The organism is Kribbella sp. CA-247076 (genome assembly GCF_050942445.1).
GTDB lineage: Bacteria > Actinomycetota > Actinomycetes > Propionibacteriales > Kribbellaceae > Kribbella.
Window position 1 is genome coordinate 265,879 of record NZ_CP192051.1, and the last position, 15,248, is coordinate 281,126.

The window sequence follows — 15,248 nt, forward strand, 5'->3', positions numbered from 1 at the left end:
CTAGAAGATCATCGAATCAACCGTCAGCTTGCCTCTTGATTAGACAGGAGTCAAGATAGAGGTATGTCGAAACAGGGGTCCGCTGGTTGTTGTTCGCCGATCTCCGCTCAGGCCCTCGACGAGGCGGGCGCCGTCGAAGGGGCCGTCGTGTTCAAGGCGCTGGCCGATCCGATCCGGCTTCGCCTGCTGTCGATGATCACCTCGGCCGGTGGAGAGATCTGCGTCTGCGAGCTGACGCCGCAGTTCGAGGTGAGCGGGCCGACGATCTCCCACCACCTCAAGGTCCTGCGCGAAGCCGGCCTGGTCGACTGCGAACGCCGCGGCACGTGGGTCTACTACTGGCCGGTGCCCGATCGCCTCCGGTGGATCTCCAGTCTGCTGGCCTTGCCCGAGCCGGCGCTGAAGGCCTGAACATGACCCACACCGTGCTGTTCGTTTGCGTCCACAACGCGGGCCGTTCCCAGATGGCCGCGGGCTGGCTGCGCCACCTCGCCGGCGACCAGGTCGCCGTACTGTCCGCCGGTTCAGAACCCGCAAGCCAGCTCAACCCCGTCGCCGTCGAGGCGATGCGCGAGGTGGGCATCGACATCACCGAAGCCGTCCCCCAACGCCTGTCGACCGAGGCCGTCGAGGCCAGCGACGTCGTCGTCACCATGGGCTGCGGCGACGCCTGCCCCTTCTACCCCGGCAAACGTTACGAAGACTGGGCCCTCACCGACCCGGCCGGCCAACCCCTCGAGGTGGTCCGCCAAGTCCGCGACGAAATCCGCAACCGTGTCGAAAAGCTCCTCAAGGAACTCCGTTCGCAGTAGCCGGCTCCTTGGTCTCGGGGGTCGACCTTGTCCCTCGACTTGCCGTCGGGGCTATCGGGGACAATCGCTCGTGTGAAGAAGCCAGACGCCGAGCCCGTAGTCGCACGCAACCGCAAGGCCGCCCATGACTACCACTTGGGCGAGTCGTGGGAGGCGGGGATAGTGCTGCAAGGCCCGGAGGTGAAGGCACTCCGTGCCGGGCGAGCGTCCCTGGTCGGCGGGTTCGCCATCGTCGAGAACCGGGAGATCTGGCTGCACGGCGTACACATCCCGCAGTACTCGCAGGCCCGCTGGTTCAACGAGGGCTCCCGCCGCAAGCGGAAACTGCTGCTGCACCGCGCCCAGATCGACAAGATCGACCGCAAGGTCAACGAAAGCGGCCTGACGATCGTCCCCGTCACCCTCTACTTCAAGGACGGTCGCGCAAAGGTCGAGATCGCCCTCGCCCGAGGCAAGAAGTCCTGGGACAAACGCCAAACCATCGCCCAACGAGAAGCAACCCGAGAAGCCGAACGAGCCCTCCACCAACGCCTCAAGCGCCGCCCAAATTGACAGCGGTACGCCGGCGCAGGTCCCGGACGGTCGAAGGAGCGCACTTACTGTTCGGTGGGGTTGGATGGCACCAACCCGAGACGTACCGCGACCGCGGCGGCTTGGACTCGTGTTCGGACGCCGAGCTTGACGAGGATATGGCTGACATGGACGCTCGCGGTCTTGGCGCTCATGTAGAGCGCCGTGCCGATCTCCCTGTTGGTGCGGCCTTCGGCGAGCAACGTGAGCACCTGGATCTCGCGGTCGGTCAGGCCGATGACCTCGATCGGATCGGCGCCAGGCTCGGAGCCCGTCGGTGTTTGCCCCAGCGGGATGCGGGCGAGCTTCGCGAGAGATCGGATTCTCCCCATCAGGGGGACCGCACGGAGACTCTCCGCCGTTCGAAGTGCGGCTTCCAGTTCGGCGGCCGCCTGGCTACGAACCCCGGGTGCGCGTGAGGCGAGCAAGGCCTCGGCGGCGCGGAAACGCGCTCGCGCTTCGTCGTACGGGTGCGCGAAGGTCTGCCAACACCGTGCCGCCGCACGCCACAACTCGGGATCGGAAGCACCGACGAGACGAGAGCGCTCGGCTGCAACTTGCGCCGCGATGGCGGATGCTCGCACTCCGGCGACAGCACCGGCCAGTAGCCTGACCAGGCTCTCGAAGTCGTCGCGTGCCTGGACTTCTGCCGCCGCTTCGAGTCCGGCGAGCAGCAAGGTCTGCGCTTCTGCCTCGACATCAGATCCGTGAATGACGGCGGTCGCAGCTCTCGCTGCGGCGAGTGCCTCGGAGGGACGGCCTGAATGGAGCAGCAGCTGTACCTGTACCTCGACGTATCCAAGTTTGTGCAGGGGTTGGTCGTCACGATCCAAAGGGCTGGCGAGGCGTTGGAGATCGGCAGCTGAATCGAGGTCGCCCCGTGCCATGTAGATCTGAGCCAGTGGACTCTCGAGTGCCGGAAACTGTTGCGCGGTCGCCGGCCGTTGAAAGGCGAGCGCCTCGTCCCAACGTCCGAGGTGGTAGAGAGTTTCGACCAGATTGCCCTCGAGCAGATCCTCCATCCAGTGTCTGTCGACCATGAGCCGCCTGAGTTCCTGCTGCACGACTTGCTGAGACTTGAGCATCTCGTCGACTTCGCATCGCACACCGTAGGCATAGGACAGCCCAACGCCGGCGTACACGATGTCGTCCGGCTCCGCCAGGTCACGCGCGATCGACAACGCAGCCTGGAGGTTCTCGATTGCCTCCTGAGTGCGACTGTCGTCCGGCGCCGCCCGAAGCAGCCCGAGCACCAGCCTGGCCCGGCCGATGGTGCGGAGGTCACCGAGCCGCGTGGAGATCTGGAGCGCGACTGACGCGGGTTGCTCGGCTTCCGGCGACCTCGAGCAGGCGACCAACGTGAAGGCTCGCCGAGCTAGGACCTCACCTCGAAGCGCTTCATTCCCTGGTGGAACGAGCCCTTCGGCCCGATCCAGGTCGGCCAGCGCACCGTCGTTGTCGTCGACGTGCGCGCGCATCCACGCACGGGCGAGCAGCGCTGACACGACATCGTGGTCGGCATCCACTGTCGTGTCGACGTTCCCCAAGGCCTCGTTCAGAACTGCGATCGCCTGCAGATGGCGCCCCGCGGCGCCGAGTAGTGCCGCCGCTGACTTCGCCAGCGCGATCGTGCTCGGTGTGTCCCGGTCCACGGTCGCCTGATCCCGAAGCGCCGACGCCACGGCGTACCAGTGACCTGCCTCGGCGATGGCGAACCGTGTCTCGGCCGCCCGGGCAGCATGGAGTGCCCATCGCATCGTCTCGTCTCGGTCGTCCGCCAGCCGATACTGCTCGGCTACTTCGGCGACCGCCGACGCCACGGGTAACGCTCCGAGTGTGGAGGCCAGGTACTCACCGAGACGGGCGTGCAGCCGCCGGCGTTCCGGCAGTAGGAGCTGTTCGAACGCTGTCTCGGCCAGGACAGGATGCCGGGCTGTGGTGCCGTCTGTCGCACTCCTGACGAGTAGGCCGGCCTTGAAACCGATCTTCACACTCGCGACGTCTCCGTCGGCCGCGACCAACAACTCGTCGTCAGTGAGGGGTCGAGCAAGCATGCCCGTCGCGGCGATCGCGGTTCGGACCTGTGGCGGCACCGTCTCCAGTCGTGCTGCCAGCACCTGGCGTAGCGATGTCGACAATGTCGCTTCTCCTGCGGCCAGTTCGGCGCTGAGATATGGATTGCCCGCACTCCGCCTGTACACCGCAGCCACCAGCTCCGCGGAGCAATCCGCCAACTGCCGAGCGGTCTCTTCGATCGTCAGCCGGCGAAGAGGTAGATCGGTCACCGAGGGGAGGCGCAGCTGCTCACTGAGCCACCACGCCTGCTCGTTCCCGGTGCCGTCATCCCGCCAGGTCAGGAGAACCAGTAGGCCCGACGGCGGCAGGTTGCGGCTGAGGTAGGCGAGGAAATCCAGGGTCGACGCATCCGCCCAGTGCAAGTCCTCAACGACGAGTACGACGCCGCCGTCGACGACCTCGCCCAGGGCCCTCATCATCGACTCGAAGGCCCAGGCTCTACCTGCTGCGACCGAAGTGAATCCTTGGTCCTTCACGTCCCAACCGACCCTGAGCGCCGTGGCGAGTCCTCCATAAGCCACCGCGCTCGACAGCGGTGCACATGAGCCGCTGAGGATGCGTAGTCCGGCGGCCGTGGCCTCCGCTACGGCGGCACTCACCAGCCGGGACTTCCCGATGCCCGCCTCACCCCGCACAATCGCGACGGCCGATCCACTGGTTAGTCCGGTCGTCAACTCCTTGAGCAGCGCGAGCTCCTCGTCGCGCCCGATCAGGGCCCCTCCCACGCCACCATCATGCGCCCGACGACGCGTGAAGTGGAGCCCTGGATAAGGCATCAGGAATGGCTTCCTAAGGCGGTACGTCGAGAATCCGCGCGTCAATGCCCGATGTGCCGGACCGGCTTGCGGGCGGACTGTGATGGCAGGCGCACAGCCTTTCGGGAGGACATCATGGATACCAAACGTTTCATCATTACCGCGTCAGTACTCGTCGCCGCCGGGCTCGCGTTGCCTGTGGCCGGTGCTGCCGCCAAGGTTCCGCCGGAGGATCCGCGACCGGTCGCCACCGTTCCATACGAACCCGGACCGCCGAACTACCCGGCCTACGACCCGGCCCACGAGGTCGCCGTGCAGACCGCGGGCGCCAGCAACGACAGCTCGTCCGACGGCATCGCGGTCGAAGCACTCGAGGCCGGCGCATCAGCCGCGGGCGGAGCCGCCGTCGCATTCGCCGTGACCTGGCTATACCGACGCCGCCAGATCCCCACCGCACACGGCTAGCAGCCGCGCCGCGAATCACGGCTCGCCACGAGGCATCCAGGGTGCGCTCGCGGACGACGAGAAGGCACCACGGGGTGGTCGGTGGGCTGCGAGGGAGCGCCGTACGCCAAGACCCAGGTCAGCTGACCTGGGTCTTGTGGCGCGCTCGGAGGGTTTCCTTCGCATCGTAGGAGCCGGATTCACCTCAGTGTTGCCGGCACGTGCATCTTGCTCGTTGGGATCAGTTCCAGAGGCAGAAGGGATGTCCCGCAGGATCCAGCATCACCCTCAACCTGCGCGGGTCTCGGTCTGCTGGCTGCTGACGAGCCTCACGAGCACCGAACGACACTGCACGGTCGACCGCGGCCTGGACGTCGTTCACGCGAATCTCGAAGTGCATCATCTTCGTCTGGGCGGGAACGTCCTCTGGCCACACGGGAGGCACGTACCAATCATTGGCCTGGATGTTGAGCCACATCCCACTTTGGGGGTCTCGCAGGGCAGCCCATCGCCGCTCGCGCTCGGCCACCTCCGTCCCGAGCAGGTCCCGATAGAAGGCAACCTCAGCGTCGTACTCGTCGGGCGCACAATCGATGCATACCGCGTTCCACCGGAACCCCGCCGCTTCTTCGTCGGAACCTTGCATCCTTCGACTCCTTCGGGTCTCCCGTCCGCCAACGAGCTAACCCGACCCTAAGCCAAGCTGCCTGACCTGCGGCTCCGTCCGATGCGCGCAGGGGCTCGGCTTTGTCGCGGTCGAGCAGTTCGAAGGGCCGGAGCCGGAGCCGAGGGATGTTCGGTTCATGGGCTGTGCTTACGGGGAAACGGTGATCTCCAGTGGTGCCGAGACCATTTTGCGCTTGTACGTCAGAAGCGCGATAACCAGCCGCCACTGTCCGGGCGGGACGGCGTACCCCAGGTCGGGAACCACCGAGGCAGTGCCGATCAAGACGGGTACGGGGCGGCTCTGGTGAGGTTCGATCGCGAACCCCACTCGGGCCGCGGTCCGCGGGCCGACGTACAGACCGACGACGGCGCCGGAGCTGTCGGTCACCGCCGAGGTCAGGGCTCCGTTGGTGAGGAGCACCTGCTCCTGCTCGGTCCGATTCGTTACCAGCACCTCCTCGTGCGTGGATCGACCGCTGCGGATCGTCAACGGCGACAGCGGCTCGACGTCGAGGCCGGTGGGTTCTGCGAGTCCGTCGAGTAGTTGGCGCGTGTACTCGCTCACCCACAGCTGTCTGGCCGGAAAGGTCATCGCCCCGACGCGCAGATCCACCAGGCTCCCGTACTTCGCCTTCAGTGCGGCTGCAACGTCAATCGCCCACGCGGCCAGCTCGACCTGAAACCGCTTCTCACTCCGCTCGCTGTCGGGACTGGGAAACGCCACGAGGGCACCCGGTGACTCCTCGCGCAACCGGCGCAGGTCCACACGCAAACTCTCCCAGCCGGCCATAGCCCCGACGGTAACGAAGAAGCTCCGGCTCAACCACAAAGACCGGCCGAATTTCAGGACTCGGCCTGCTTCCCGGCGAGACGCTAGGGCTTCAGGAGGTCAAGACTGATGGGGGTATCCGGCTGATCGGCGTACCCAAGCCACTCGTACCTGCTCTGCGGATTCACCGACCGGCGCAGGTAGGAGAAAGGAACGGTCTCAGCATATGCATTAGCTGGCCGTCGGTAGGCTCAGGCCAAGGCAGGAGGGACCGGTGGACTTTGAGCTGCTGTTGTTGATCGTGCTCACAGTCGGGTTCTCGGTGCGCGCGCTGTGGGCGTCTGCCGTCCTCCATCGTCACGTCGGGTGGCTCGTGGCGGGGTCGTGGACTGGTGGCCTGGTCGCCGGGCTCGTCCTGGAGGTGGACTGGCTGGCGGCTGCCTGCGTACTCGTGTTCATCCTCGCCGAGATCAATTACCAGATCGGTGGCGACGGATCGAAGGCACCACCGGCTCGCTGGTTGGAACCCTTACTTCGCCGGTTGCCAGCCGGGAGGCCTGGCCGCCACGGACGAAGGCAGCACGACGACACTGCATGAGGCCGCCAAATTTGCCTCGGCCCCCTATTAGCTGCCAAACCAGGCCAGCGCGGCGCAGGCGCCCTTGATCCATACGAGCTCAATCCGGCAGAGGGTCCGGCCGGAGGGTGTGCTCCGGCGGTTGATGTGCGACGCGCGTCCGACAGTTGATGCTCGGCACCGGGGGCGTGTTGACCTCGTCGCTATGAAGAGTGCGCGGGGGCTTTGGCGAAGCGGTCGGTTGCGGCCATGACAGCTTCTGCCGTTCCGGCGGCGTGCGTGCCGTGCTCGACGATCACCAGTTCGGATCCCTGCCAGGCGTGGTGCAGCACCCATGGTTTGCCGGTGAGTGCGCCGAGGTCGAGCTGCCCGTGCACGATGACGCCGGGGATGCCCTGCAGGACGTGCCCGTCGCGGGACAGTTGGTCGTCTGCCAACCAACAGCGGTTGCTGAAGTAGTGCGTGACGATTCGGGCGAAGGCGAGTTGGAACCGGGGCTCCCACGGCTCGTGCTCGACGTCGCGGCCCGGCGGGACAGTGGCGATTGCATCCTCCCAAGCGCACCAGTCCTCTGCTGCTTTGCGGTGTACGGCGGGGTCGGGGTCCATCAGCAGGCGGTGATAGGCGGCCGAGATGTCCTCGCCCGGATCGGGTACGCCGGCGAGGAAGCGCTCGTACGCCTCGGGGGCCAGGCCGCCGAAGCCGCGGATCAGCCACTCGACCTCGCAGTGCCTGCCGGTGGCGACGGCGGTCACGATCATCTCCGAGACGCGCTCCGGGTGGCGCAGCGCGTACGTCAGCGAGAGCACTGAACCCCAGGAAACGCCGAACAGCAGCCACTTGTCGATGCCCAGGTGCTCGCGCAGCTGCTCCATGTCGCGGATCAGGTGGTCGGTGGTGTTGGTGGACAGGTCGATCACGGGCTCGCTGGCGTGAGGGGTGCTCCGGCCGCAGTTGCGTTGGTCGAACGAGACGACGCGGTAGACGGCGGGGTCGAATTGGCCGGGGGAACGTGTGCCGCACCCCGAGCCAGGGCCACCGTGCACGTACAGCGCAGGCTTGCCATCCGGGTTGCCGCACGCCATCCAGTACACGCTGTGCCCATCACCGACGTCGAGCATGCCGTGGTCTTAAGGCTCGACCTGTGGGTACATTCGTCCTCCCGACAGAAATGACAGCACTCATATAAATGCGACAGCCAGCGAGTCTCGCCGTTAGGACGGTGGTACGCAACACTCCTCAGCCACGGGGCAGAACGCGATCGCCCACACCCGGCCAAGCTCCGCATGACCGGTAGAGCTGGTCGGCCATCTAGACCAAGGCGGCGCACGACCGGCCAAGCCGCTGCCACCCGCCCGACTGCATTGCCGACGCCAGGTTCACGCAAACGACGCTGCTGCTGGCCGGCGTACCGGTGCACGTCGTCGCGGACCGGCTCGGGCATGCCGATCCGTCGATCACGCTTCGGGTCTACGCGTACGTGATTCGACAGCACGCGGCCGGGATCGCGGACGGGTTCGCTGCCGCCGTCGACCCGGAACGTGACGAGCCGGATGACGGAGCCCTCAGACCTGGACGGTGTTGGCAAGACTGTTAGCAACCGAGAGCCACGGACATGCGAAACCCCAGGTCTATAGCTCGTGACCTGGGGTTTTCGTTTGCGCGCTCGGAGGTGTGCGCTCGGAGGTGTTGTGGTTCAGGACATACCGGACGGGTGTCTCACGACATGCCGGACTGGTGTCGCAGGTGATGCCGGACGGGTTGTTGATGCTCTGGGATGTCGAAGGCCCGGTTGGTGATCATGGCTGTGGTGGTGGAGAAGCGGCCTGTTGCTGAGGTGGTCGCGCAGTACGGGGTGGCCCGGTCGTGGGTGTATGAGTTGCTGGCGCGGTGGCGGGCCGAGGGGGAGGCGGCGTTCGAGCCGCGGTCGCGGCGGCCGAAGAGCTCGCCGCGGGCGACGCCGGGTGTGACGGTGGAGCTGGTACTGCGGCTGCGCAAACAGCTCGCGGAGGCCGGCCTGGACGCCGGGGCAGACACCATCGGCTGGCACCTGCGCCACCATCACGCCACGGTGGTGTCGCGGGCGACGATCCACCGGATCCTGACCCGGGCGGGCGCGGTGACACCGGCTCCGGGGAAGCGGCCGAGGTCGTCGTACCTGCGGTTCGCCGCCGAACAGCCGAACGAGTGCTGGCAGTCCGACTTCACCCACTACCGCCTCGCCGACGGCCGCGATGTCGAAGTCATCAGCTGGCTGGACGACCACTCCCGGCTGGCTCTGCATGTCACCGCGCACCGGCGGATCACCGGGCAGACTGTGGTCACGACGTTCCGCGAAACCGTTGCGCGGTACGGGATCCCGGCCTCCACGTTGACCGATAACGGCATGGTCTACACGACCCGGTTGTCGGGCGGGAAGGGCGGCCGCAACGGCCTGGAGACCGAGCTACGCAAGCTGAACATCGTGCAGAAGAACTCCCGCCCGAACCACCCGACCACCTGCGGGAAGGTGGAGCGGTTCCAGCAGACCCTGAAGAAGTGGCTGCGGGCCCAACCCGCCCAGCCCGCCACGATCGCCGACCTGCAGACCCTGCTCGACCAGTTCGTGGACGAGTACAACCACCGCCGCCCGCATCGGTCCCTGCCGCACCGCTGCACCCCGGCGGCCGCCTACACCGCCCGCCCCAAAGCCACCCCCACCGGCGACCGGGCCGGCGAGGTTCACCACCGGGTCCGCGCCGACCGGGTCGACCACACCGGCGTGGTCACCCTGCGGGTCAACGGCCGCCTCCACCACATCGGCATCGGCCGAACCCACGCCCGAACCCACGTCATCCTGCTCATCCACGACCTCCAGATCCGGGTCGTCGACGCCGCCACCGGCGAACTGCTACGCGAACTGGTCCTCGACCCCACCCGCGACTACCAGCCCACCGGCAGACCACCCGGACCTGCCCCCAAAAGAAGCAGGTGAACCCACGAATCGTGGGTTCACCTGTCCGGGATGTCTTGAGACATCACAGTGTGCGCTCGGAGGGATTCGAACCCCCAACCTTCTGATCCGTAGGAGCCTGCAGAATCTCGCTTGCAACGTCGCCTCCCGGCGATGCCTATTGCCGCAGGTGCCGCGCCGTGCTTTCCTGTACGCGGTCGTTGGGGTCAGACTGGGGTCACCCGCGTGACCGCATAAGACGGTGATTCAGTACTGCGTCTCAGCTGCAAAGGCCTCTGATCCACCCTCGATCATGATCCACGCGTTAGGCCCGAACACGCGTAGGTTGTAGCCACCGATACGAACGTACAAGGCGCCGCTCGGATGGATGTGATAGGTCAGCTCGCCGCGTGCATCTGCCTTGGCTTGGAAGACCACGGAGCCGCCTTCGATCAACCTGACCGAACATTCCTGAGCGATGTCGTCTTTGTGCAGGATCTGATCTGTCTGGACGCTCTCGCGATCGATCGCGATGAATTCGGTCATGCGTGGAGCGTCGCACACGCAGCGCGACGACGCCAACGGGCCTCACCCGCCCCCTGATAGCTGCCAAACCAGGTCGGCTCGGCACGGGTCAAGAGTCGGCTAGCCGATCCCGGAGGGACGCGTAGCGCTCTTGACGCGTGCCGTGCTGGCCGCACGATCGGGCGGCAGGGGGACGGGGCTACCCGCGGTCGACCTCCAGGACCAGGCCGATGCCGACCTTCTTCGAACAGGGCGATTCTTGGCGGTCTCCGCGCGGGAGGCGCGCCGAAGGCGCGCCCTTGATTCTTAAGAGGTCAATCCGGCAGACCCGGGCCGCGAGCCACAGGGGCGGCGATCCGACGCGCTGAGCCGGGCCTGACCCCGTCGGGCGGTTTGGCACGGTGCTCAACTACGTCGACGACTCGTCTTGCCCCGCTTGCCGCGAAGCCGCCTGGTGGTACGTCTCGCGCTGGGCGGGACCTTGTTTGACGTTGCAGAGCTGAATGTCGAGGCGAGGCTTTGGAGCGGAAGAGCAGCGATGGCAGCGTCTCGCTCGGCTGTCCGAGGTTGGGACTCGCCGCGATAGCTGGAGCCAGTGAGAGTCCCATCGGTGTTGTACAGCAGCAGCATCGACCTGCTCGACCGGGTCTGGTACTGCTTTGCCTCGATGTACGGGGCGAGATGTTCGGTACTAGCCCCGTCCGGCACAACAGACGCGGTCAGCAGCCACGACCCGAAGGAGGTCGTGCCGTGCGTGGTGAGGCTCCGTTCGATGTCGCCACCCCGTGCCTGGCGGGTTTGCTCCATCAGCGACTTCCCGATGTCGCGTTGTGCTTCATCGCTCAGACCGACCAGGTCAGCGCCGAACCGAAGCCAACCGGGTGACTTGGCGGACTCGCTGGCAGACAGGTACTGTTCCACCCACGGTTCCTCGCGTCGGGTCGGCTTCGGCGCCTCCGTGTGAGAGAGGCCTTCGCTGCTGTAGATCCACGCGTCCAGCGGGTCGGTCAACGTCCCGAGCCCCACTCGGGATTGCTGTTCATAGCGGCGAACGTCAGATGCCTTCATCGGCCCATCGATGGGTATCTGCGCGGCGACGTCACGAGGGTCGGGCTCGAAGTACATGCCCCCGCTGACGAACCACATGAACATGTCGAGCTCATCGACGCCCTTCACCATCGTCGCGAGCATCCGGCCGCGGCGACGCCGCAAGTATTCGAGGAATTGGGCTGGATGGTCGACCGTACGACTGAGAACGAGCAGGTCGTGCATGCTCACGATCCATGGAATCTCGATGGTTTCGATGATGCCTTTGTGAGCTAGCTCGTTCATTGACAGCGATAACGGGCCCATGTCGTCGAGCATGACGATGATCGAGTGGATCTCGTCGACCGACGCCAAGTCGATCCATTCGCCGTCGGCGCTCCATACTCCGTGATTAGTGCGGAAGAGTTGGGTCAGCCGATCAGCCTGCTCGTTGCCGTCTTTGAGGGTCTTCTGCAAGTCAGTGGCCAGCCGCTTGGCGTGGCCGCCACGGGCCTTCTCCGTGACGGAGCCCGCCTTAACCTCGACGCACAATGCAACACCATCGACGATGAATAGCAGGTCGGACTCGAACTCTCGGGTGGTTACGATCGTCCGGTCGGCGTCCCTGCCCAGGCTGGCGGCGTCGTCAACTGAAACCGGACCGATGTACTTCTGCCCTTCCCAGCGAGGCTCAGCGCCGGCGAGCATGTTGGTGAGCGCGGTAGCGGCCTTAGATTCGGAGTACGAGGCCCGGCGCCTGTCATACCTCGGCCACATCTTGCCTGCACTCCCACGCTTCCCGACCGAGGCCGCGACGAGCCCGCGCTCGATGTCACGACGCAGCTCGTCTTCGCCCAAGAACCCATTGAGGATGAGGTACTCGCCGTCGTCCGCAATGCATCCCCACGGCGTCGGAAGCTCCCCCTTGGCGAACCGTAAGACAGGATTCGCATCGCCTTCCGCCGGCCGGGAGATACTGAAGAACTCCAGGACCGCCTTCGCGGTCCCCTCCTCGATTCCGGCGCGGCTTGCAGCGTCGGCCGCCGAAACAGCCCCGAACAACCGGCATTCATTGGTCATGAGGTTCATGTCGCGCAGGAACGCGTCAGCATCGATGTTCTCGACACCAGCGCCGGACTCGACGATGTCCCCGACCCGGTCACGCGCCCCGAAAAGCCGCTCGTTCAACAGAGCGGTTGACGCGTCGCGCACGGCGTGGATGTCGTCAAGCGTGAACCCGAGCGCATCTTTCACGATGGCGGCGACGGTCGGGTCGCCCAACAGGCCGGTGTTCAGCTCCTTTGCGACGGACTGGTACTGCCGTCCGCGTACCGACAGTTCGTACCCTAAGAACTCGCCCGCGAGCACCCCGAGCGGCTCATCAATGCTGCGTCCTTGCGCAATGGCGCGCGTCCGGGCTGCCGTGACGATGTCGGCCGCTAGACCCATCGCCTCCCGGATGTCGGGTTGCCCAGAGTTCTCACCGGTCAAGGGTTGCCGGGGAAGTCCCATGCCTAGGAGGGTGAGAGCGACGACGTCTTGGGCAGCCTGGGAGTTCTCGACTAAGGTCTCGCTCTCTCGAATCTCGCTGAGGTCCCACGGACTCGCTGCGAGGCGCAGGAACGCGAGCGTGTCGAAGGAGTCGTACCCCCGCAGGCACTCGGCGAGCGCGACGCGCGCTGACTCTATCGCCTCGCCAAGGTGGGTGAGGAGATCCTCAACCGTGGACGCTTTCTGTGCCAACTGCTGGAAATGGGCAGCCGCTCGGCTGAGGCTGCCCATCGCGCCGGTGCCGACGACCTTCAGCCGCTCCTGCTCGTGCTTCACTCGTTCAGTGTGACGGGCAGCACCGACAATAGATCGGATGGCATGAGCGGCGTGGACCAGCCATCGTGAAGCGACCCCGACTGTGAGGAGTTCAGCCGGGGTCGCTTGGTGGTGAGCGGGGCGGGCGCGGATGCAGGGGGTCAGCACGCCTGCCCCGCCGATTAGGTGGTGATCCTCCGCCGAGGCTGAATGTGACGCCGCTCCAGTTGGCGGTAGTTGCGGGTCGACATGCGCGGCGTAATCGGGTCTCGGGCTAGGTACGCCTCGACACACCAGGGGAGGATTTGGCCGACGTGGCGCGGGTCGTATCCGTTCAGCCATACGCCGTTCCGCCGGTCGACGGCCACGGCCTGCCAGGCCCACCGGCGCAACTGGCGGTCGCGGACGTTCCGCCGCTCAGTCATCGAGCCACTCCGCGCCGGTGTCGTCGCGGTGGTACCCCTGGTGGTAGCCCAACCGGCACAGACGTTTGGTCGTCGGATTGCGCCCCTCGCACGGGTCCGCCGGCGCGCTTCGCAGCTCCGGCCAACCAAGTTCACTCCGTCTGTGGGGCTTGTCGCTGTCCCCGGCCCATTCGACGCCATCACCTACCGCCGACTCGACCATCGCTGTGTCAGCCCCTTCTGCCACTGGTACCTTCGTTCTGTGGTGTTGACTCGCCGCACTGCCCAGGTAACAACAAGTGGTGCGGGCCGGGTGAGGCAGAAATGAGGCATCCAGTGGGGCAGGCGCGACGACTTTCCCTGGCTCAGCGCCGACAGTCTGTCGGGCTGAGCCAAGATGGACTCGCCCACGCGCTCGGCGTCGAGCGGTCGACCATCGTCCGCTGGGAAGCCGGCCGGACCGAGCCGCAAGCGTGGGTACGCCCTCATCTCGCGCGGGCGCTGCAACTGTCCGACGAGCAGCTACACGACCTGCTCCACGCGGACATTCCCGGCCGCGATGCGGTGGACCGCCGGGCCTTCGCCGGACTGGCAACCGCCCTGGCTCTCGCCCCTCTTGCTCGGGCGCGGACGGGCAGTCAGATCGGCGCAACGCAGATACGTCAGCTGCGGCAGCGGACCGCTCGCCTGCGACGGCTGGATGACCATCTCGGCGGCATGGACACGTACCTGGTCTACACGTCAGAGATGGATGCGACAGCCAAGCTGATCAAGACGGCCAGCTATAGCAGCACGACGGCCCGAGCACTGATCGGTGTATTCGCCGAGCAAGCGCAGATGGCCGGATGGGCGGCCTTCGACGCCGGTCGGTACGTCGAATCGCGACGGCACTACAGGCAAGCCTTGGCCGCTGCGAAGGAGGCCGGTGACCCTGGCCTGGAAGGCAATTCGCTGGCATTCATGGCCTACGAGAAGGCGGACACCGAGACGGCCGCCGAGTCAACACGCGTCGCGGGTACTCGGACGACACCTCGAGTTCGTGCTTTGCTGCACGAGCGTCTTGCCTGGACCTACGCCGTGAGTGGGCAGGTGTCTGCTACGGCACGCGCACTCGATGCCGCGGTAGCCGCGGCAAATGAGTCGTCGCATTTCCCGGAGCCGGATTGGGTGTTCTGGGTCGATCCGCTGGAGATCGACATCATGGCCGGCCGCTGCTACACCGAGCTGGGCCGACCAGCCCGCGCAGTTCCGCTGCTGGACGATGCTCTGTCGCGATATGACGACACCCACTCTCGTGACAAGGCGCTCTACAGCACCTGGCTTGCTCACGCTCTGATGGATGCCGACGATCCGGAGCGGGCGGCGTGCGTGACCGAGCACGCTATCGACCTCGCGTCTGGGGTCGGCTCGGTTCGTCCCGGCGAGCGACTGCGAGGCGTTCTCAGTCGCTTGTCCCGCTACGGAGGTCCGGAGGTCGCGGCAGTGCTCGAGCGGGCGCGCGGCTAGCCCTTGGTCGTCCGATCGAGCCAGTCGAGGTAGCCGGCGGAGCCTGCGGTGATCGGCACCGCGCTCACTTCGGGATTGCCCCAAGAGTGGTTCTCCAACAGGTGAGCCTCAAGCTCGGCGTACCGGCGCTTCGTAGTCTTCAGCAACACCTGCCACTCCTCGCCGTCGCCGTACTGGCCTTCGTGCCAGAAGACCGAGGTGACTGGGCCTACAACCTGCGCTCCCGCAGCAAGGCCGGCACTGACTGCTGAGCCTGCGAGCTGGACCGCTTCTTCGCGGGTTGCTGTCGCCGTTGACACCTGCAGATAGCCAGACATATCACCGAGTCTAGGGACCGCGACCACGTCCCAACTGGGCGGTCGGGCAGTCGGCGTCGCGGC

15 protein-coding genes are annotated in these 15,248 nt (G+C 66.1%); 7 read left to right on the forward strand and 8 right to left on the reverse strand.

The features are described from left to right. The first annotated feature begins 63 nt into the window (after positions 1-63). From ACQPYZ_RS01305 to smpB, 3 genes are all read left to right on the forward strand, one after another. Positions 64-411, forward strand: a complete 348-nt coding sequence (locus ACQPYZ_RS01305; protein WP_433164388.1) for an ArsR/SmtB family transcription factor — start codon at positions 64-66, stop codon at positions 409-411. A 2-nt stretch (positions 412-413) separates the two neighbouring features. Then, on the forward strand, positions 414-812 hold the full coding sequence (locus ACQPYZ_RS01310) for an arsenate reductase ArsC (RefSeq protein WP_433164390.1): 399 nt from the start codon (positions 414-416) through the stop codon (positions 810-812). A gap of 72 nt (positions 813-884) precedes the next feature. Next, positions 885-1,364, forward strand: coding sequence for an SsrA-binding protein SmpB (gene smpB / locus ACQPYZ_RS01315; RefSeq protein WP_433164392.1), 480 nt, complete (start codon positions 885-887; stop codon positions 1,362-1,364). A 44-nt stretch (positions 1,365-1,408) separates the two neighbouring features. On the opposite strand, the gene ACQPYZ_RS01320 is transcribed toward smpB, so the two are convergent. Further along, positions 1,409-4,183, reverse strand: coding sequence for an AAA family ATPase (locus ACQPYZ_RS01320; protein ID WP_433164394.1), 2,775 nt, complete (start codon positions 4,181-4,183; stop codon positions 1,409-1,411). A gap of 165 nt (positions 4,184-4,348) precedes the next feature. Here ACQPYZ_RS01320 and ACQPYZ_RS01325 point away from each other — a divergent pair, with 165 nt between their 5' ends. After that, complete coding sequence (locus ACQPYZ_RS01325) at positions 4,349-4,678, forward strand: hypothetical protein (RefSeq protein ID WP_433164396.1); 330 nt, start codon at positions 4,349-4,351, stop codon at positions 4,676-4,678. Between the two features lie 220 nt (positions 4,679-4,898). Here ACQPYZ_RS01325 and ACQPYZ_RS01330 read toward each other — a convergent pair whose 3' ends face one another. Beyond that, positions 4,899-5,303, reverse strand: a complete 405-nt coding sequence (locus tag ACQPYZ_RS01330) for a VOC family protein (protein WP_433164398.1) — start codon at positions 5,301-5,303, stop codon at positions 4,899-4,901. 168 nt (positions 5,304-5,471) lie between these two features. Beyond that, on the reverse strand, positions 5,472-6,113 hold the full coding sequence (locus tag ACQPYZ_RS01335) for a hypothetical protein (protein WP_433164399.1): 642 nt from the start codon (positions 6,111-6,113) through the stop codon (positions 5,472-5,474). 253 nt (positions 6,114-6,366) lie between these two features. Here ACQPYZ_RS01335 and ACQPYZ_RS01340 point away from each other — a divergent pair, with 253 nt between their 5' ends. Next, the gene (locus ACQPYZ_RS01340; protein WP_433164401.1) at positions 6,367-6,690 is read left to right on the forward strand and encodes a hypothetical protein; all 324 of its coding nucleotides are present in this window, start codon (positions 6,367-6,369) and stop codon (positions 6,688-6,690) included. Between the two features lie 182 nt (positions 6,691-6,872). Here ACQPYZ_RS01340 and pip read toward each other — a convergent pair whose 3' ends face one another. Then, complete coding sequence (pip, locus tag ACQPYZ_RS01345; RefSeq protein ID WP_433164403.1) at positions 6,873-7,790, reverse strand: prolyl aminopeptidase; 918 nt, start codon at positions 7,788-7,790, stop codon at positions 6,873-6,875. A gap of 656 nt (positions 7,791-8,446) precedes the next feature. Here pip and ACQPYZ_RS01350 point away from each other — a divergent pair. Next, on the forward strand, positions 8,447-9,643 hold the full coding sequence (locus tag ACQPYZ_RS01350; RefSeq protein ID WP_433161807.1) for an IS481 family transposase: 1,197 nt from the start codon (positions 8,447-8,449) through the stop codon (positions 9,641-9,643). 225 nt (positions 9,644-9,868) lie between these two features. Here the strand turns inward: ACQPYZ_RS01350 and ACQPYZ_RS01355 are convergent, their stop codons facing one another. The 3 genes from ACQPYZ_RS01355 to ACQPYZ_RS01365 form a co-directional block, all read right to left on the reverse strand. Then, the gene (locus ACQPYZ_RS01355) at positions 9,869-10,147 is read right to left on the reverse strand and encodes a hypothetical protein (protein ID WP_433164405.1); all 279 of its coding nucleotides are present in this window, start codon (positions 10,145-10,147) and stop codon (positions 9,869-9,871) included. A 384-nt stretch (positions 10,148-10,531) separates the two neighbouring features. Next, complete coding sequence (locus ACQPYZ_RS01360; RefSeq protein ID WP_433164406.1) at positions 10,532-12,979, reverse strand: hypothetical protein; 2,448 nt, start codon at positions 12,977-12,979, stop codon at positions 10,532-10,534. Positions 12,980-13,140: 161 nt separating this feature from the next. Then, on the reverse strand, positions 13,141-13,383 hold the full coding sequence (locus ACQPYZ_RS01365) for a hypothetical protein (protein WP_433164408.1): 243 nt from the start codon (positions 13,381-13,383) through the stop codon (positions 13,141-13,143). A 315-nt stretch (positions 13,384-13,698) separates the two neighbouring features. Here ACQPYZ_RS01365 and ACQPYZ_RS01370 point away from each other — a divergent pair, with 315 nt between their 5' ends. After that, positions 13,699-14,868: a helix-turn-helix transcriptional regulator gene (locus tag ACQPYZ_RS01370; RefSeq protein ID WP_433164409.1), complete on the forward strand. Its 1,170-nt coding sequence runs from the start codon at positions 13,699-13,701 to the stop codon at positions 14,866-14,868. Here the strand turns inward: ACQPYZ_RS01370 and cutA are convergent. Further along, entirely contained in the window at positions 14,865-15,185 is a 321-nt protein-coding gene (cutA, locus tag ACQPYZ_RS01375) for a divalent-cation tolerance protein CutA (protein ID WP_433164411.1), read from the reverse strand. The two genes, ACQPYZ_RS01370 and cutA, sit on opposite strands and share 4 nt — an antisense overlap. Positions 15,186-15,248 lie beyond the last annotated feature (63 nt).